General features: G+C 73.1%; 16 protein-coding genes and 3 pseudogenes. 7 read left to right on the top strand and 12 right to left on the bottom strand.

All coding sequences use genetic code 11. The features are described 5' to 3' along the window. Nucleotides 1-5: 5 nt before the first annotated feature. The 4 genes from VG276_17140 to VG276_17125 all read right to left on the bottom strand — a co-directional run bounded on the left by VG276_17140 (nucleotide 6) and on the right by VG276_17125 (nucleotide 2,746). Entirely contained in the window at nucleotides 6-287 is a 282-nt protein-coding gene (locus VG276_17140) for a flagellar FlbD family protein (GenBank protein HEV8651058.1), read from the bottom strand. Between the two features lie 156 nt (nucleotides 288-443). Next, a complete protein-coding gene (locus VG276_17135; protein ID HEV8651057.1) occupies nucleotides 444-1,181 on the bottom strand; it encodes an SDR family NAD(P)-dependent oxidoreductase in 738 nt (245 codons plus the stop codon). Nucleotides 1,182-1,330: 149 nt separating this feature from the next. Further along, nucleotides 1,331-1,585: a hypothetical protein gene (locus tag VG276_17130; GenBank protein HEV8651056.1), complete on the bottom strand. Its 255-nt coding sequence runs from the start codon at nucleotides 1,583-1,585 to the stop codon at nucleotides 1,331-1,333. A gap of 255 nt (nucleotides 1,586-1,840) precedes the next feature. Next, nucleotides 1,841-2,746 (bottom strand): sigma-70 family RNA polymerase sigma factor, encoded by a 906-nt coding sequence (locus tag VG276_17125; protein ID HEV8651055.1) that lies wholly within the window; start codon nucleotides 2,744-2,746, stop codon nucleotides 1,841-1,843. A gap of 539 nt (nucleotides 2,747-3,285) precedes the next feature. On the opposite strand from VG276_17125, the pseudogene csrA reads away from it, so the two are divergent. The 6 genes and pseudogenes from csrA (at nucleotide 3,286) to purL (ending at nucleotide 8,653) form a co-directional block, all read left to right on the top strand. After that, nucleotides 3,286-3,438: pseudogene (gene csrA, locus VG276_17120) on the top strand (carbon storage regulator CsrA). A 135-nt stretch (nucleotides 3,439-3,573) separates the two neighbouring features. Next, complete coding sequence (purS, locus tag VG276_17115) at nucleotides 3,574-3,813, top strand: phosphoribosylformylglycinamidine synthase subunit PurS (protein HEV8651054.1); 240 nt, start codon at nucleotides 3,574-3,576, stop codon at nucleotides 3,811-3,813. 6 nt (nucleotides 3,814-3,819) lie between these two features. Continuing rightward, complete coding sequence (locus VG276_17110) at nucleotides 3,820-4,620, top strand: hypothetical protein (GenBank protein ID HEV8651053.1); 801 nt, start codon at nucleotides 3,820-3,822, stop codon at nucleotides 4,618-4,620. Nucleotides 4,621-4,647: 27 nt separating this feature from the next. Continuing rightward, entirely contained in the window at nucleotides 4,648-5,586 is a 939-nt protein-coding gene (locus VG276_17105) for a serine hydrolase domain-containing protein (protein HEV8651052.1), read from the top strand. Nucleotides 5,587-5,702: 116 nt separating this feature from the next. Continuing rightward, nucleotides 5,703-6,356, top strand: coding sequence for a phosphoribosylformylglycinamidine synthase subunit PurQ (gene purQ, locus VG276_17100; GenBank protein HEV8651051.1), 654 nt, complete (start codon nucleotides 5,703-5,705; stop codon nucleotides 6,354-6,356). Then, nucleotides 6,353-8,653, top strand: a complete 2,301-nt coding sequence (gene purL, locus VG276_17095; protein ID HEV8651050.1) for a phosphoribosylformylglycinamidine synthase subunit PurL — start codon at nucleotides 6,353-6,355, stop codon at nucleotides 8,651-8,653. The genes purQ and purL overlap by 4 nt, the downstream gene beginning before the upstream one ends. A gap of 157 nt (nucleotides 8,654-8,810) precedes the next feature. Here the strand turns inward: purL and VG276_17090 are convergent. After that, nucleotides 8,811-9,047, bottom strand: a pseudogene (locus tag VG276_17090) (transglycosylase family protein). A gap of 171 nt (nucleotides 9,048-9,218) precedes the next feature. Beyond that, a pseudogene (locus tag VG276_17085) lies at nucleotides 9,219-9,341 on the bottom strand (LysM domain-containing protein). A gap of 494 nt (nucleotides 9,342-9,835) precedes the next feature. Here VG276_17085 and VG276_17080 point away from each other — a divergent pair. Next, a complete protein-coding gene (locus VG276_17080) occupies nucleotides 9,836-11,383 on the top strand; it encodes a hypothetical protein (protein ID HEV8651049.1) in 1,548 nt (515 codons plus the stop codon). Between the two features lie 47 nt (nucleotides 11,384-11,430). On the opposite strand, the gene VG276_17075 is transcribed toward VG276_17080, so the two are convergent. From VG276_17075 to VG276_17050, 6 genes are all read right to left on the bottom strand, one after another. Further along, nucleotides 11,431-12,045 carry an ATP/GTP-binding protein gene (locus tag VG276_17075; GenBank protein HEV8651048.1) on the bottom strand — a complete coding sequence of 205 codons (615 nt, stop codon included), beginning with the start codon at nucleotides 12,043-12,045 and terminating at the stop codon, nucleotides 11,431-11,433. Continuing rightward, nucleotides 12,026-12,394, bottom strand: a complete 369-nt coding sequence (locus tag VG276_17070) for a DUF742 domain-containing protein (protein HEV8651047.1) — start codon at nucleotides 12,392-12,394, stop codon at nucleotides 12,026-12,028. The genes VG276_17075 and VG276_17070 overlap by 20 nt, the downstream gene beginning before the upstream one ends. 15 nt (nucleotides 12,395-12,409) lie before the next feature. Beyond that, nucleotides 12,410-12,832: a roadblock/LC7 domain-containing protein gene (locus VG276_17065; protein ID HEV8651046.1), complete on the bottom strand. Its 423-nt coding sequence runs from the start codon at nucleotides 12,830-12,832 to the stop codon at nucleotides 12,410-12,412. Nucleotides 12,833-12,836: 4 nt separating this feature from the next. Continuing rightward, a complete protein-coding gene (locus VG276_17060; protein HEV8651045.1) occupies nucleotides 12,837-15,473 on the bottom strand; it encodes a nitrate- and nitrite sensing domain-containing protein in 2,637 nt (878 codons plus the stop codon). 699 nt (nucleotides 15,474-16,172) lie between these two features. Beyond that, the gene (locus VG276_17055) at nucleotides 16,173-16,862 is read right to left on the bottom strand and encodes a response regulator transcription factor (protein HEV8651044.1); all 690 of its coding nucleotides are present in this window, start codon (nucleotides 16,860-16,862) and stop codon (nucleotides 16,173-16,175) included. Continuing rightward, on the bottom strand, nucleotides 16,859-17,887 hold a 1,029-nt coding region (locus VG276_17050), incomplete at its 5' end, for a sensor histidine kinase (protein HEV8651043.1). The genes VG276_17050 and VG276_17055, both read right to left, overlap by 4 nt.

Raw genomic sequence — 17,887 nt, 5'->3', positions numbered from 1 at the left:
CGCGCTCAGGCGTCGGGGTCGGGCACCGCGTGCAGCGCCGGCCCGTGCCCGCCTCGCTGTTGCCCAGGCGGGCACGCGGCCGGCGCCAGGTCGAGGTGGTGGGCCAGCACGACCACGGAGGCCCGGAACTCGCGCACCTTCTGGACGACCTCGTCGACGCTCTCCTGGATGACGTACCTGCGCCCGTCGACCAGGGTCACGACCGTGTCCGGGGTCGCTTCCGCGCGCTCGATCAGGTCGCAGTTCAAGGCCATCGCCGACCCGTGGAAGCGTGTCACGACGATCATCGGTGTCCGTCCTCCGGGTCCTGGCGGCGTGCCGCCGCAACCCTTCAGTCGGCATCCCCCGGCCCGATCTGAGGGAACCAGCCGCCGGTCAGGTGGCGGCGGCCGGACCCCCGGCGGCCACCTCGGCACCGGGCCCGGGTACGGCCGGCCGGGTCGCTACGCCAGGCCGTAGACGGGGATGGCGGCGCCGCTGGTCGGCCGGGACTCGTCCACGCAGAAGAAGTGGATGACGCGCGCGACCTCGGCAGGCGCCACCCAGCGGGAATGGTCGGCGTCGGGCTGGTCGGCCCGGTTGGCGGGTGTGTCGATCACGCTTGGCAGCACCGCGTTGCAGCGGATCCCCTGGCCGCGGTACTCGGCCGCGACCGCCTGGGCGAACGCGAGCACCGCGGCCTTGGCGGTCACGTAGCCGGCCGCGCGGCCGAAGGGCCGTACGGCCGCGCGGGAGGAGACGCAGACGATCGCGCCGCCGCCCCCGGCGAGCAGGTGGGGAATGCTGGCCCGGGTGACCAGGAAGGTAGGCCGCAGGTTGAGGGTGAGCATGCGCTCGAACTCCTCGGGCGGCGTCTCGTGCAGCGGCGTGCCGCCCGCGTACCCGCCGACCAGGTTGACCACGGCCCGGAGGGGCGCCCGCTCGTCCGAGGCGGCGGCTTCGACCGCACGCCCCACCCCGCCGGGGTCGAGCAGGTCGGCGTCCACCAGCAGGAGCCGCTCGCGCTCCCCCGGCCCATCGAGCTCGCGCCCGGGTCGGTGGGGGGCCACCACCCGCCAGCCACGGGTCAGGAACACCTCGGTCACCGCCCTGCCGAGGCCACCGGTACCCCCAGTGACCAGCACAGTCGCTCCCATGACCTGCGGATCCCGCTCGGTCATGGGTGCCTCCCGTTCGGTCATGGGTGCTCCCGTTCGGTCATGGGTGCCTCCCGTTCGGTCATGGGTGCCCCTGCCCGGTCATGGGTGCCTCCTGCCCGGTCATGGGTGCCTCCCGGGCTCGGGGCCGACGGATGCCCGCAGGCAAACGAGCCAGTCAGCGGAAAGGTCGGCTACTCGAGCCAGAGCAGGGGCGAGATCACGCGGGAGGCTCGCCGCAAGGTGCTCTCGGCCCGGTCCATCGCCTCCCACAGCTCCTGGATCTGGCGCTGGAGGGCGAGCAGCTCCTGGTCGTCACTGACTCCGTCCTCCGCGCTGCGGACGAGGTCATGGCGATAGTCCTCGACGGTCCCGCGGAGCGACAGCATCTTGTTGGAAAGGTTGCGAAGGTCGAGCGCCAACCGCCGAACCAGCATCGGGTCCGTCATCGCCATCACCTCTCAGACCCTGCTTCAATGGAGCGAATGGAGCATACCTCTTGGAACACAGCATTCAACGACAAAGCTACGTAGAACAGGCAAGCTGGTACGGAGAGACCCGGCTCCGCCACGGGCCGATCCGATGGCGCTGCAGAGCCGTACTGATGCCGGAGTCTAGAACGTTTTAGCCACTCAGGAATGCACGTTCGGGTCTGATACGGGAAGTTCGACAGGAACGATCCCAGACATTACCAAATCCGGCGCTCAAGCCGAGGTGCACCCCCCCGCGACCGCCTCGCCGGCCCGCCTGAGCAGGGGCGGGGGCGCCGCGTCGAGGCGGGTCCGGTAGTCGGAGCCGGCGGCGACCGCCGCGTAGTAGGCGGCCTTTCGCCGCGCGACCCGGCCGCCCGGCTGCGGCTCGGGGGGCAGCGTGCCCGGGTCGAGGTGAGCGTTCAAGCCGTCCTTGAGCAGCACGAGCGCCTCCGAGCGGAGCTGGGAGACGCGCGACTCGGTCACGCCGAGCTCGGCCGCGATCTCCAGCACCGGCCGCTCCTCGAGGAAGTAGGCGGTCACCACAAGGCGGAGCCGCTCGGGCAGGGCGACCACGGCGTCGGCCAGGTAGGCGAGGCGCTCGCGGTCGAGCAGCACTTGGTCGGGGGTTTCGCCGTCGGCCGGGAGCAGCCCCTCGGCGTCGCCCTCGGCCGCGATCGAGTCGTAGTTGAGGACGGTCGCCCGGTGCACGTCCTCGAGCAGCTTGTGCACGCTCCCGGGCTCGATGCCGAGCTCGGCCGCGACCTCGGGCACGCTCGGGGTACGGCCGAGCCGTACGGCCAGGTCGTCGGCGGCTCGCTGCATCTGGCGGGCGCGGGACCGGACCGACCGGCTGGCCCAGTCCGAGTCGCGCAGCGCATCGAGCAGGGCGCCCCGGACGCGGTTCCCGGCGTGGCGCTCGAAGGCGATGCCGCGGGTCGGGTCGTAGGTGCGGGCCGCCTGCGCGAGGCCGAGCATGGCGGCCGACTCGAGGTCGTCCCGGCAGACGTGCCGGGGGATCCGGCTGGCCACCTCCGCCACGGCGTGCTGGACCAGCGGCAGGTGGTCGCGCACGAGCTGGTCCTCGACCACCTGCCGGTCGCTTCGTGCCGGTGCCGGAGCGGCTCCCTGCGTGCTCATACCTAAGGTCTCGGCCACTTAGAGTGAGAAGTTCATCGTCCAGGAGGTCGATCTCCACATGAACTCCTCTCACTCATCGTGGCCAGGCTCTGTCGTCGCAGCGGGCTACCCGCATCCCAGAACAGCCGGGACCCGCACGCTCAAGGCCCCGAGGGGCATCGCGACGGAGCCGACCTGCTCCTCCTCGGTAGCCTCCAAGATCTCACCCAGGGTGAAAGCTGTACCCGAGCCAGCGGCCACCGCGACCACCCTTCGCGGTTGCACTGGTGACCCAGGCCGACTGTCCCGAGCTCACCGGCCTGGTCGCCTGCCGGAGCCGGCGGCTTCCGCGGCCGAAAGGGTGATTCAGCCAATCCTGTCACTCTGTACAATCGTCGAGTCCGATGAGGATGCGCCGCTCGACCGCCCGGCCAGACCATGGCCGCCCCGACCAGATCCGCCGGCCCGACCGTGGCCGGCCCGACCAGATCCGCCTTGAGCGCGTGGGACCGCCGGGCCTCGGCCTGGTCGACGGCGCGCGGATGATCGAAGGAGCGCCCGTGCTCGTCCTCACCCGCCGCGCCAACCAGAGCATCATGATCGGGCGCGACGTCGTCATCACCGTGCTCGAGATCCGCGGGGACCAGGTGCGGCTCGGCATCCGCGCCCCCAGGTCCGTCGAGGTCCACCGGGAGGAGGTCTTCCTCGAGGTCACCCGGTCGCCTGGGCCGGCTCCCGCAGGCGAGGAGGAGGGGGGCGGCGCCCGCCCGCCGGGCGCGGCCTGACCGCGCCGGTGTAGCCTGCCACCTGCGCCGACGGTCGGTGCCGCTGAGAAGGAGGAGGCACGGGTGGCCCGGGTGGCTGTCGACGTCATGCTCAAACGGGAGATCCTCGACCCGCAGGGCCAGGCGGTGGAGCGCGCCCTACCCGCGCTCGGGTTCTCAGGTGTCTCCGACGTCCGGGTCGGCAAGCACGTCGAGCTGACCGTCCAGGACGGCGACGCCGAGGCGGCGGCCGGCGCGGTCGCCGAGGCCCTGCTGGCCAACCCGGTCGTCGAGGAGTTCACCGTCCGCGTCCTGCCCGCGTAGCCGTCCGTGGCACGCTCCCGGTTCCGCCGGCCCTGGCTGCTCCCCCCGGCCGCCCGCCCGCGCGTGCTGTCGACGGCCGAGGCCGCCGCGGTCAAGGCCCGCCCATGGCCCCGCCTGCCCTGGTGGCTCTGGCTGGCCGTGGTGGCCACCACCGTGGCCATGGTGACCGTGGCGGTCGGGCTGGTCGGCCAGGGTGGCCAGCCCGACGTCCCCCTGGGTGCCCGCCGCCCGGCGCCGGTCGGCCGCCTCAGCCACGACGTCGGCGACTACCGGGTGCCCGCCCTCGACCCGGCCAACCGGGCCCGCGTGACCCGGCGGCACCCGGACTGTGCGCGCCTGGCCACGGTCACCCTGGCCGGCACGCCCGGCGAGGTCCTGCTGCTCGAGCAGGCTGCCGACCGCACCTGCGGGCTGCGCTCGACCGAGGGGGTGCGGCGGGCCCGCGACGGCCTCTCCCGCGCCGCTGCCACGGTGGCCTTCGCCGAGTTCCAGGTGACCGGCAACGAGTCGACCACCCTGTTCGCACCGGGCGGACCGCTCGTGCTCGTCAACGGCAAGTTCTCCCAGACGCACTCCCTGCCGGAGCGGATCGCGACGCTGCTGGTCCACGAGGGCGTCCACGTCGCCGACGGCGGCCCCCCGACGGCCGCCGGCGAGCTGGCCGCCGACCGGGCCCAGCTCGACGCCTGCCAGCGGCTCCTGCCCGACCCGGAGGAGTGGAACGTGAGTTGCCGGGATGCCGCGGCCCTGCTCGCCCTGGGCGAGACGGGCGCCCTCGACCAGCTGCGGCGGGCCGGGTACCGGTAGGCTGCTGACCGAACAGGAGGTGACCTGGTGAGCGAGCTGGACTGGCCGGTCGGCCGGGGCGGGACCGCGGTGCTCTCGGCCCGCGGGGAGGGCGGGACCGCGGTGCTCCCGGCCCGCGGGGAGGGCGGGACCGCGGTGCTCCCAGCCGGCGGGGAGGAGTGGTCCTTCAAGCCGGGCAGCAGCGGCGGCGACGAGTTCCCGGTCGCCTCGGTCACCAAGCTGCTCACCACCATGGCCGCGCTGGCCGCAGTCGAGGCCGGCCACCTCGGCCTCGACGACCCCGCCTCGATCGCCGGCCAGCCGGTCGAGGGTGCCCGGGAGGCGACCGGGGTGACCGTCCGCCACCTGCTTGCCCACGCCTCCGGCCTTCCAGCCGGCCTGGTGGACCACCCAGGCGGCCGGCTCCGGCCTCCTGGCGAGCGGCGCATCTACTCCAACCACGGCTTCCGCGCCCTGGCCGACGCGGTCGCCGACGCGGTCGGGACCACCTTCGAGGGCTGGCTCGGCAGCAGCGTGCTCGGCCCGCTCAGCCTGGACGCGACCAGGCTGACCGCCCGAAACGGTGTCGAGGCCGACCCGGCCGCCGGCGCCGTCTCCACCCTTTCCGACCTCGCCCGGCTCGCCAGCTGCCTGCTCGACCGGGGCGCGCCCGTGGTCGGGCCCGAGCTGTTCGCCGAGGCCACCACCGTGCAGTTCCCGGGGCTGGCCGGCGTCGTGCCCGGCGTCGGACGCTTCGACCCCAACGACTGGGGGCTCGGCTTCGAGTTGCACGACGGCAAACGCCCCCACTGGATGGGCGACCGCCGCTCGCCGGACGCCTTCGGCCATTTCGGCGCGAGCGGTTGCTTCGTATGGGTCGACCCCGACGCTGGCATCGCCGCCGCCGCCGTGACCGACCGTGACGTCGACGACGGCTGGATCATGGACGTCTGGCCCGCCTGGTCCGACCGCCTCCCGGCCGCCTGACGGGCCATGCTCACGACCAGGACAGGAGCTGACTTGTCCGGCCCGCCTCCCGGCCGCCTGACCCGATATGCTCACGACCAGGATCTGACGAGGAGGGCGGAGCACTGCGCGTCGGGGTGGTCACGTTTCCAGGGTCGTGCGACGACCGGGACGCACTCGCGGCCGTGCGGCTCATGGGCGCCACGGGGGTGCCGCTGTGGCATGGCGACGACGACCTCCGGGGCGTCGACGCGCTGGTCGTCCCGGGCGGCTTCTCCTACGGTGACTACCTCCGCTGCGGCGCGATCGCGCGGTTCTCCCCGGTGATGGGTGCAGTGGCCCGGTTCGCCCACGACGGCGGCCCGGTGCTCGGCATCTGCAACGGCTTCCAGGTCCTGTGCGAGGCCGGGCTGCTCCCAGGCGCCCTGCTGCGCAACGCCGGCCTGCGCTTCGTCTGCCGGGAGGTGCGCGTCCTGGTCGCGTCCACGGCCACGCCGTGGACGCGGGCCTGCGACCCTGCCAAGCCGCTCACCGTCCCGGTCAAGCACGGCGAGGGCCGCTACGTGCACCCCGACCCGGCCCGGCTCCGGGGCGAGGGTCAGGTGGTGTTCTGCTACGCGCCCGGCGAGAACCCCAACGGCTCGCTGGCCGACATCGCCGGGGTCGCCAACCCGGCCGGCAACGTGGTAGGCCTCATGCCCCACCCCGAGCACGCCGTCGACCCGCTGCTCGGCCCGACCGGCGGCCGCCCGGTCTTCGAGTCGCTGCTGGCCGCCGCGGCCATCCGATGACCCAGACCGTCGCGCTGCACCGGCAGCTTGGGCTGACCGACGAGGAGCACGGTCGCATCCTCGCGGTGCTCGGGCGCGAGCCGACCCGGGCCGAGCTGGCCATGTACTCGGTGATGTGGTCGGAGCACTGCTCCTACAAGTCGTCAAAGGTGCACCTGCGTGGTCTGCCCACCGAGGGGCCGCAGGTGCTGCAGGGCCCGGGCGAGAACGCCGGCGTCGTCGACGTGGGCGACGGCCTGGCCGCGGTGTTCAAGATCGAGTCGCACAACCACCCGTCGTTCGTCGAGCCGTTCCAGGGTGCGGCCACCGGAGTGGGGGGCATCATCCGTGACATCCTCGCGATGGGCGCCCGCCCGCTGGCCAGCCTGAACTCGCTCCGCTTCGGGGACCTGGCCGACCCGCTGCAGCGCCGCCTGCTCGAGGAAGTCGTGGCCGGCATCGGCCACTACGGCAACTGCGTCGGAGTGGCCACGGTCGGCGGCGAGGTCGCCTTCGACCCATGCTACGCCGGCAACCCGCTGGTCAACGCGCTCACGCTCGGCATCATGCCGGCCAGCCGGCTGGTGCTGGGCCGGGCCGAGCGGCCTGGCGACCTGGCTGTGCTGATGGGAGCCAAGACCGGCCGGGACGGGATCGGCGGCGCGAGCGTGCTGGCCTCCTCCAGCTTCGAGCGGGGCGACGAGGCCTCGCGCGCTTCAGGCGGCATGGCCTCGCGCGCTTCGGGCGGTGCGGCCAAGCGCCCGAACGTGCAGGTCGGCGACCCGTTCCAGGAGAAGCTGCTGATCGAGGCCTGTCTCGAGCTGGTCGACCGGGGTCTCCTGGCCGGCCTGCAGGACCTGGGCGCGGCCGGGATCTCCTGCGCCACGGCGGAGGTGGCGGCCCGGGCCGGCATGGGCATGGAGGTCGACCTCGACGCCGTGGCCCTGCGCGAGCCGTCCATGGAAGCCTGGGAGGTGTTGGCCTCGGAGTCCCAGGAGCGCATGCTCGCCCTGGTCGACCCGGGCAACCTGGACGCGGTGCTCGAGGTGTGCGACCGCTGGGGGATCCTGGCCGGCGTGATCGGCCGCATGGTCGGGGCCGGGCCCCCGGGTGCCCTGGGCGGCAGGGGCTCAGGCGCCTCGGGCGAGGGTCGGCTCCGTATCCGTTTCCGGGGCGAGCTGGTGGCCGACGTGCCCGCTCGCAGCCTGGCTGACGAGGGTCCGGTGTACCAGCGGCCGCTCACCGAGCCAGAGGTGGCCGGAGCCGACGCCGAGGTGCCGCTGGACGCCGACCCGGTCGCGGCCGTGCTCGCCCTGGCCGGCGACCCGACGTGCGCGTCCAAGCGTTGGGTGTACGAGCAGTACGACCGGTTCGTGGGGCACGGCACCGTGGCCGGTCCCGGGTCGGACGCCGCCGTCATCCGGGTTCCGGGCACCGGCCGGGCCGTGGCCCTGGCCACCGACGGCAACGGGCGGTACGCCCGGCTGGACCCGGCCGCCGGGGCGGCCCTGGCCGTGGCCGAGGCGGCCCGCAACGTGGCCTGTACCGGCGCGCGGCCCCTCGCCGTGACCAACTGCCTGAACTTCGCAAGCCCGGAGCGGCCTGAGGTCATGGGCGCGTTCGCCGCGGTCGTGGCCGGCATGGCAGCGGCCTGCCGGGCGCTCGGTACCCCCATCACCGGTGGCAACGTGAGCTTCTACAACGAGTCTGACGGCCGTTCCATCCACCCGACCCCGGTCGTCGGCGTGCTCGGCGTGCTCGACGACGCGACCGCGGTGGTGCCTTCCGGGTTCCCGCGGGCCGGGCTCGAGGTCCACCTGCTCGGCGAGACCCGGGCGGAGCTGGGCGGCTCGGTCTGGCAGCGGCTGGCCACGGGCCGGCTCGAGGGGCGGCCGCCAGCCCTGGACCTGGCCGCCGAGTCCCGGCTGCACGCCCTGCTGACAGACCTGGCCGCCAGGCGCCTGCTCGCCAGCGCCCACGACCTGAGCGACGGCGGCCTCGTGGTCGCCTTGGTCGAGGCGATGCTGGCCGCCGGCGTGGGCGCCACCGTCGCGCTGCCTGCCGGCCTGCCGCCGCTCGCCGCGCTGGCCGGGGAGTCCGCCTCCCGGGTCCTGGTCGCCGTCGACCCGGCGGCCGCGGCCGCTGTGACCGCCGCCGCGACCGGGACCGGTGTCCCGATCCGCCGCCTGGGACGGACCGGCGGGGACGCCCTGGTCGTGCCCGGCCTGCTCGACCTGCCGCTCGACCGCCTGCGCGACGCCTATGAGCGTGCGGTGCCGCGGGCCCTTGGAGAGGCTGCGCCCGATATCGGGCGGTGACCGGACGGGCCGGTCGTGACGGCACGGCGTGCGGGTCCTCCGAGGACCCGCACGCCGTGCCGCATACCCCACGATTGGTGCACGAGTGAGCTCGCGCTCGGCGCCTCACGCGTGCGTCAGTTGTGGTGTGGTCGGATCAGTTGTGGTCGGGTCAGCGCAGGCCGAGCCTGCGGCTGCAGGCAGGCCAGGCGCCCCAGCCCTGCCGCTGCTGCACGCGCTTGGCCACGCGGATCTGCTCCTCCCGGCTGGCCCGGTGGGCCGAGCCGCTCCCCCCGGCGGCACGCCAGGTGGAGGCGGAGAACTGCAGGCCGCCGTAGTAGCCGTTGCCGGTGCTGATGCCCCAGTTCCCGCCGGACTCGCACTTGGCGAGCCGGTCCCAGACCGAGCTCCCGGTCGCTCGCGACCGGACACGGGCCCGGTCGGAACCGGTGCGGGCGCGCGTGGTCCGGTAGCTCCGCGACGTCGTGGCCTTGGTCACCACCGTGGCCTTGGTCACCACCGCCGGACGGAGGCTTCCCGGCAGCGGGCGCGGCTTGACCTTCTCACCCCTGGCGGGGACGGCCAGGCGCTGGCCCGGGTAGATGAGGTCGGGGTGGGCGATGCTCGCGTTGACGTCCCAGATCGGGCGCCAGGTGTCGAGGCCGGCCCCCTTTGCGATGCTGGCGAGGGTCTCACCCCGCTTGACCACGTGGACGGTGCTGGCAGCGGCCGGCAGCGCGGCCACCGACGTCGCAAGCGCCGCACCGAGCGTGAGGACCACGCTCAGGCGGGCCGTCCGGCGTAAGTACCGCCGGCCGGTCGAAGGATGGCGTGCCAAAGAAAACCTCCTGGTTACAAGGGTTGTATGCGAAGGTCTCGCGGCGGACCCGGGGGAGGGCCCCACACGCGGATGCGCCACCACGCGGCGCACGGGACGCGCCGCTGCGCGGCGCGCCGACGCCCCGGTCAGGGGGCCGCGACCGGAGCAGCGCCGTGGGGTCTACAACTGCACCGGCCACACGAGCCGAGAAGAGTAGTCACGTCCGCCGGAATGGTCAAGGAAGCCCTTCACGACTCGGGTGGTTCGGGGTGGTTTACAGCGATTGCAGGGGCGATTTTCTTAGCAAGCGCTCAGGTTTCTTAGCAAGCGCTCAGGCTTGGTTGTCACCATGGGGCGTGGACGGGTGCCGGGAGGTGGGTCGGATGGGCTGGAGGGCCGTCGGGTGGCGGACAGCGGTCGCCGCCGTGGTGGCCGCGGGCACGGTCGGGACGGCCCCGGCCGCCGAGGTGGCGCCGCGCACCTCCAACACCCGGCTCGTCGGTCACCTCGACCCCGGCCCGGGCCCGTACGCCGACGTCTGGGTCCACGCCGGCATCGCCTACCTCGGCGGCTACCGGAACAAGGCGTGTGCCACGGCGCCGAACGGGGTGTCAGCCATCGACGTGCGTGACCCGGCCCGGCCTCGGCTCCTGGCGCAGTTCGGGAAGTTCCCGGGCAGCGACGACCAGGACGTGTGGGTTGGGCGGGTGCAGACGCCGTCGTTCTCCGGCGACCTGGCCGTCACCGGGATCCAGTCCTGCGGTGGGCAGGCGGCCAAGCCCCGCTTCGTCGGGCTGGCCCTGTTCGACGTGACCGACCCGGCCCGGCCCAAGCCCCTCGGCCGGCTCGCCACCGGAGCTCGGGCCGGCGTGCACGAGCTCGGCGTGGCCGTGCGGCCCGACGGCCGCGTGCTCGCGCTCGCGGCCGTGCCTGGCTCGTTCCCGCTTTCCAGGGGGGAAGAGGGGGACCTGCGCATCATCGAGGTCACCGACCCCCGGAGGCCCAAGGAGATCGCCGACTGGGACGTCCGCCGGGACGGTCCGGCCGAGCTACGGTCGAAGCTGGCCACCAGGCCGGACGTCTTCTGCCACAGCGCGTGGCCGTTCGACCACGGGAACAAGTTGTTCGCCTCGTTCTGGGCGGCCGGCGAGCTGTTTCTCGACATCGCCGACCCGGCCAAGCCCAGGCTGGTCGGGCGCACGTCCTACCAGCCCAGCGACCGTCACCAGGCCGCCCACTCCGGCTGGTTCAACCGGGACGAGACCCTGTTCGTCCAGAACGACGAGGCCCTCGGCGTGGACGAAGGCCCGGGTGCGTCCTGGCCCTCCCAGCGTATCTGGGACACCCGCACGCTGTCGGAGCCGAAGCTCGTCGGCACCTTCGCCACCGAGGCGGCAGCGCCCGGCCGGGACGGGCGGATCGGGCTCGACGGCTTCTACTCGGTCCACAACGCCGTCGTCGAGGGGGAGCTCGAGTACGTCTCCTGGTACTCCGACGGCGTCCGGGTCGTCGACCTCTCCGACCCCGCCCACCCGCGCGAGGTCGGCTCCTTCGTCCCCCCGCCGGAGCCGGCCCCGGGCAGCATGCCTGCGGACTCACCGGACGGCCGCCGCACCTACCCGCTGGTCTGGGGCGTGCACCAGGCGCAGGGACTGGTGTTCGCCAGCGACATGGCCTCCGGCCTGTGGGTGTTCCAGTTCACAGGAAGCACGGCGGGGGCGGGCGGTGGCAACGGAGCCCGCGCCGGGGACGGAGCCGCCGCGCCCCGCGACGGCGGTCCCGTGCTCGACGCGTCTCGCGAGCCCGGCCCCTCCGGCGTGGTCCTCGGGGCCGGAGCGCTGGCCGGCTTGCTGGCCGCCGGCGCTGCCGCCGCGGCCGTGCGGCGGGCCCGCCAGCGGGCCAGCGCCCGGGAGGCACCCCCGGGCGGGTGACCTGCGCGGCCCCAGGCCGCGCCGGCCGCGGCCGGGAAGGCCCAGGCTCAGGCCTTGGCCGAGTCCAGGGCGGCGGTGGCCCGGGCCAGCGCGTGCTGGACCAGCTCGATGAGGGTCGCCTTGGCCGAGTCGCGGGCCCGGGCGTCGCAGAGCACGATCGGGACGTCCTGCCCGATCGCCAGCGCCTCGCGGACGTCCTCCACGGCGTGCAGGGCCTCGCCGTGGAAGCAGTTCACAGCCACGATGAAGGGCAGCGCCCGCTGCTCGAAGTAGTCGACCGCGGCGAAGCAGGCGTCGAGCCGGCGCGTGTCCACCAGCACGACCGCGCCGATCGCGCCCCGGACGAGGTCGTCCCACATGAACCAGAACCGGTCCTGCCCGGGCGTGCCGAACAGGTAGAGGATCAGGTCGGTGTCCAGGGTGATCCGGCCGAAGTCCATGGCCACCGTGGTGGTCGTCTTGCCGGGGACCTGGTTGGTGTCGTCCACGCCGACGCTGGCGGAGGTCATGACCGCCTCGGTGGTGAGGGGGATGATCTCGGAGACGGCCCCCACGAAGGTGGTCTTGCCGACCCCGAAGCCGCCGGCGATGACGATTTTGACCGGGGTGGGAGCCGGGGTGAGGCTCCCGCCCGGCGCGCGGCTAGATGGTCCGGAGTCCATACAACACCCTCTCGAGAAGTGCCAGGTCGGGGCGGTCATTCGGGCTGGCGGGACGGTGCACGATCACGAGGCCCTCGTCGGCCATGTCCCCGACGAGGACCCGGGCCACGCCGAGGGGAAGGTCGAGCCGGGCCGACACCTCCGCCACGCTGATGACGTCGCGGCAGAGCAGGGCGATCGAGCGCCGTTCCAGGCTGAGCGCGGCCACGGACTGCTCACCGAGCGACGTGGTCGACACCAGGGTCTCAAGCTCCAGCTCGAGATCCAGGTGCGATGGGCGGGTGCGCCCGCCGGTCATCGCGTAGGGCCTTACGAAGCGGCCTGGACCACGTCCATTCTCGGTACTCATGGCCGATCCTTCCGCTCATCGCGGGAGCGAAGCCTGCAGCTCGGCCCGCAGAGCCGGGGTGAGCACGTCTCCCGTGCGAGCCACGAGCAGCGCCATCTCATAGCCGATCAGACCGATGTCACAGTTGAGCGAGGCCAGCACGGCAAGGCAGGACCCGTCGCTGACCGACATCACGAACAGGAAGCCCTTCTCCATCTCCACGACGGTCTGGTTCACCGCCCCGCCCCCGAAGCAGCGGGCGGCGCCCTGGGTCAGGCTCGACAGTCCCGAGGCCACGGCGGCGAGCTGGTCGGCCCGGGCGCGGTCGAGCTTCTCGGACACCGCCATGAGCAGCCCGTCGGCCGACACGACGATGGTGTGCGCAACGCCAGGGACCTTCCTGACGAAGTTGGTCACAAGCCAGTTGAGGTTCTGCGCTTCCTTGCTGAGCTGCGTCATTGGGTCACTCCTCGACGGCGTGCGGAGCGGCATCGCCGCCAATCGGCTCTTCTGCGTCCCTGTCCCTGCTCGACACGACGCTCGACGCGGCGCTGCGCCCGCGCTCGAGACCGGTACGGTAGCTCGACAGCATGCTCCGCACCTCGCCAGGGCTGCGGGAGCCTACAGGAGTCTGCGGCCGCTCCCAGGCCAGGGTGGGCTCGGTCATCTCCGGGTTCAGGTTGGTCTTGGGGATCCGGCGCGGCAACCCGGCCCTGGTGGTCTGCGCCGGGGCTTCCCGCACCGGTTCGGGTGCTGGCGGCGGTTCGGGCGCGGGCGGGGCTTCCGGCGTCGGGGGCACCAGTCGCTCGGGCAGTGGTTCGATGCTGGCCGGCGACTGCTCCCCGTCGTTCCGCCCCCGCGTCAGGCTGGCCGGCGACTGCTCCCCGTCGCCGTTGAGCTGGGCGGCGTGGCGGCGCAGGGGCAGGTGCGCGCCTGCGGACCCGGTCTCGAACCAGTCGGACCGGGCCGCCTCGAAGATCGGCAGCGAGTCGGAGCGGCTCGGCCCAGGCGGCGGCGGAGGGCTGAGCGAGGACATGGCCAGCGACGGCGTGGCCGGGGGCGGCAGCTCGGTGCGGCCCTGCTGCGGCGTGACCTGGGCCGGCACCAGCGGGCCGCCCTCGGCCACGGTCCGGACCACGATCGCCTCGGGGAACAGCACCAGCGCGGTGACACCGCCATACCAGGAGTGGCGGAGCTGGACCTTGATGCCGTACCGGGCGGCCAGACGGCTGACCACGAAGATGCCGAGCATGCGGGAGAGCGCGAAGTCGATCACGGGCGGGTTGGCCAGGCGCTCGTTGGCCTCCACCAGTTCGGCGTCGGTCATGCCGAGACCCCGGTCCTCGACCTCGATCACGTACCCGCTGCTCACGTTCTGGCCGGCGATCTGCACCTTGGTCCCCGGCGGGGAGAACGCGGTGGCGTTCTCGACGAGCTCCGCCAGCAGGTGCACCACGTCGCCCACGGCCTGGCCGGCCACCCCGAGCGGCTCGATCGGCAGCAGCTCCACCCGGGTGTAGTCCTCGACCTCGGCGATCGCCGCCCGGACGATGTCGACGAGCGCGACCGGCTCGCTCCAGCGCCGGGCCGGCTCGGAGCCGGAGAGCACGATCAGGTTCTCGGCGTTGCGGCGCATGCGCGTGGCGAGGTGGTCGAGCCGGAACAGGTTCTCGAGTGCGTCGGGGTCGGTCTCGCCCCGCTCGAGGTCGTCGATCAGCTCGAGCTGGCGGTCGACCAGGCTCTGGCTGCGCCGGGCGAGGTTGAGGAACATGTCCCCGACGCTGGTGCGCAGGGCCGCCTGCTCGCCGGCGACGTGGACCGCGGTCCGGTGCACCTCGTTGAACGCCTCGGCCACCTGGCCGATCTCGTCCTTCGAGGTGATCCCGATCGGGGCCGTCTCGGCGTCCAGGTCGACGCGCTCGGACCGCTGCAGCCGCTCGACCACGCCGGGCAGCTTGCGCCGGGCCACCTCGTCGGCTGCGTCCTTGAGCAGCCGCAGCGGCCCCACCATCGAGCGGGCGGTGAACAGCGACAGGCCGACCGCGAGCCACAGGACGATCGTGAGGGCGATGCTGTACAGCAGCGCCCGCCGGTCGGCCGACGCCTTGAGCTGCGAGGAGAGGTTGCTCACCTCGGTGCTGAGACCCTGCTCGACGCGGCGCAGCAGCTCTACCCTGCTGCTCATGGCCAAGTACCACGGCTGCTGCGGGATGTTGATCTTGGGCCTGTCCTCGCTGTCCAGCACGACCTGCTGGAGCTTCTTGGCCTCGGTGACCTGGGGGCCGGCCACGGTGGTGGCGAAGATGCGCCGCTGGTCGGCGTCGGCCGCGCCCTGGAACTGCCCGAACCACAGGTTCTCACCGGCCACGATGGCGGCGTACCGGGCGAACTGCCCCCGCTCGAAGCGGCCGTTGGCGAGGACCTGGCTGATGAACCCGCGCTCCTGGTCGTTGAACTCCTTGAGCCGGGAGAGAGCGACGAAGGTCGTGAGGGTGCGCAGCATCTCGCGGTTGTTGCCCGCGTTGTCGAAGGCGATCTGGCTGTTGACGTTCAGCAGGTCGCCGATCGTGTCGGTGTACTGGTCGAGGGCGTGCTCGACCGAGTCGATGGGGCCGTGCGCAGCCTCGGGGCGCGGTCCCGCCCCGAGGCTGCCCAAGTCCGAGGTCTCGGCCTCGCCGGGCGGGGCGATTTGCGCGTTGTCGATGGCGCCGCGCTGGTCCTTGAGGTTGCGGAGCACCTCGACGCCGTGCGCCAGCGCCTCCTTCAGGCCGCTGCCGGTGTTGGTGGCATCCAGCCCGGCCACGGCGGCCTTGTAGACCTCCACCGCCCGGTTGGTGTTGTCGCGCTGGGTGCCCAGCGCCTCCGAGCCGGTGGTCCGCCGGCTGCCGACGTAGCTCCACGACAGGCTGCGCTCCTTCTGCAGCTCGTGGACGAGCGAGGTCAGCTTGCCGGCGAACTGGGACAGCTCGTTGACGCGGTTCGCCTTGACGCTGTCGGCCAGGTTGGTCCCGATGCCCACCGACGCGAGGATCGTGAGGGCCAGCAACGGGCCGACGAGGATCGCGATGAGCTTGGACCGGATGGACACATTCTGGAACATCAGCTGCCCTTCGTTCGGTTCGGAGTGCCTGCCTGCCTCGTCCCTTCAGTACGCAGCCGACCGGAGGACGGTGGCCGCCCGAGGAGCGGCGCCGGCCCCGCGCGAGGGTGGGAGGCCACACAGCATCCGGCCCCCCACCGGCGGCGAGGCGCGCGCCACCCGGTCGGGAGCCGGGATGGAGCTGCGGCCACCGCAGACGACCCTCCGGATCCGTGTCGATGCGAAGGCATAGTTCCTGCTCGTTCGCTTCCGAGGAAGTGCAGCGATCTGGGGAAATGGGGGAAGTGGCCGCGAATTTAACCCTTGGGCTTGACTCGCCGCAACAGCCGCCTTCTGCACCGATCACCCTATCGCCCATGACCGCCCCAAGACCAGCTGCGGCGGCCTGGTCGGCGCGCTTGCGACAGCGCCGTTGCCGGCGTACACGGCGAAAGCCCGGACGCACGGTCAGCCGGGTGCCGCTCGTGTGAGGATGTACCCGTGGACGGCTCGCGATTGACCAGGGGACTTCGGCGACCAAGGCCCTGGTGGCGTGAGCTGACCGTTGGGTGCTGGCTGAGGCTGAGGTGGCGGTGCGTCCCGGGTAGGTGGGCCCGGGCGGATCCGCTGGGCAGACCCTAGATCCGCTGGATAGACCCTAGTAGCACGTCAGTCGTGATTTGGGTGATGCGTGGGTTCGGCCGATCGGGATCTGCGGGGTCATCGGCTGGGGAAGCCCGGCACGACCAGGCCGGATTCGTAGGCCGCAACCACCGCCTGCGTCCGGTCGCGCAACCCGAGCTTGCTCAGGACCCGGCCGACGTGGGTCTTGACCGTCTCCTCCCCGACCACGAGGCGCTCGGCGATCTCGGGGTTGGACAGCCCCTCGGCGATCAGGCGGAGCACCTCGGTCTCCCGCGGGGTCAGCAGGCCGAGCGGGATGGACTGCCGCGACGGCGGCGGCCGAAGGCGTGCGAACTCGGTGATCAGCCGGCGGGTGACCGCCGGCGCGAGGAGCGCCTCGCCGGCGGCGACCACGCGTACCGCGTCGAACAGCCGATCGGCGGTCACCGCCTTGAGCAGGAAGCCGCTGGCGCCCGCGCTGAGGGCGTCGTAGACATGCTCGTCGAGGTTGAACGTTGTCAGCATGATGATCCTCGGCCGGTCGCCGTCACCGGCCTCGGCGGTGATCCGCCGGGTCGCCTCGATGCCGTCCATGACCGGCATGCGCACGTCCATGAGCACGACGTCGGGATGCTGCTCGCGGCAGACCCCGATCGCCTCGGCGCCGTCGGCCGCGTCGCCGACGACGCAGAAGTCGGGCTGGGACTCCAGGAGCATGCCGAACCCGGCGCGGACGACCTCCTGGTCGTCGACGACGACGATGCGGACGGGCCGCGGGGAGCTCACGCGGCCGGCTCCGCGATCGGGAGGGTGGCCTCGACCAGGAAGCCGCCGGTCCGAGCGCGACCGGTCGACAGCGTGCCGCCCACCATCGCGGCCCGCTCGCGCATGCCGAGCAGCCCGTGGCCGGCGGCCGTGGCGCCGTCCGGCGGGCCCGGGCCGTTGTCCCGGACACGCAGGTGCAGCGCGTCGCCGGTATAGAGCAGCTCGACGTCGACCGCGGCCCCTGGCGCATGCCGCCTGGCGTTGGTCAGGGCCTCCTGGATGATCCGGTACGCGCTCAGCTCCAGGCCCGCGTCCAGCGAGACCACCCGGCCGCGAACGATCAGGCGGGTGCTGGCACCGCCGGCGTCGCGAGCCTCGTCGATCAGCTCGTTGAGCTGGTCGAGCCCGGGCTGGGGCTTGCGGGTCGGCTCCGCCGCGGCGTCGGAGCGGAGCACGTCAAGCAGCCGCTGCATCTCGGTCAGGGCCGTCCTGGCGGTGTCGCCGATGGCGGCGAGGCGCCTGGCCCCCTCCGTGGGCATGCCCGGCGTGGTCAGCCGGGCGATCTCTGCCTGCACCGAGATCATGGAGATGTGATGGGCGACGACGTCGTGCAGCTCACGGGCGATCCGCGCGCGCTCACCGCGCGCGGCGTGCTCCAGCAGCGTGTCCGCGATGGCCTGCCTGGACGCGGTCAGCGCGGCCGTCTCTCCACGAGCCCGGCTGCCGACGCCGAGCCCGGCCGCAATAACGGTCAGCGACAGCAGGGCAACCGGGACGACGCTGCCGTTGACGCCACCGCCGGACGGCGCGACCACGGTATACGAGGTCACCCCCACCACGAACGGAAGCAGGACCGCGCCGGTCACCCACCCCGACCGGCGCCGTGCGAGCAGGTAGACGACGGCGACCTGGGCGATCACGCCGGCGCCGGTGAGCCGCTGATCGAGCGCGAGGGTCAGCAGCGTCGCCGCGGTGATGGTCACCGCCGCGGTCAGGACGGAGGTGCGCGCGAACGCCAGCGGCACGGTCGCGGCCAGGCTCAGCAG

It is taken from the genome of Actinomycetes bacterium (assembly GCA_036000965.1).
Classification (GTDB): Bacteria; Actinomycetota; CALGFH01; order CALGFH01; family CALGFH01; genus DASYUT01.
Note: the sequence above shows the minus strand (reverse complement) of the source record. Positions and strands in the feature narration are given on the sequence as shown.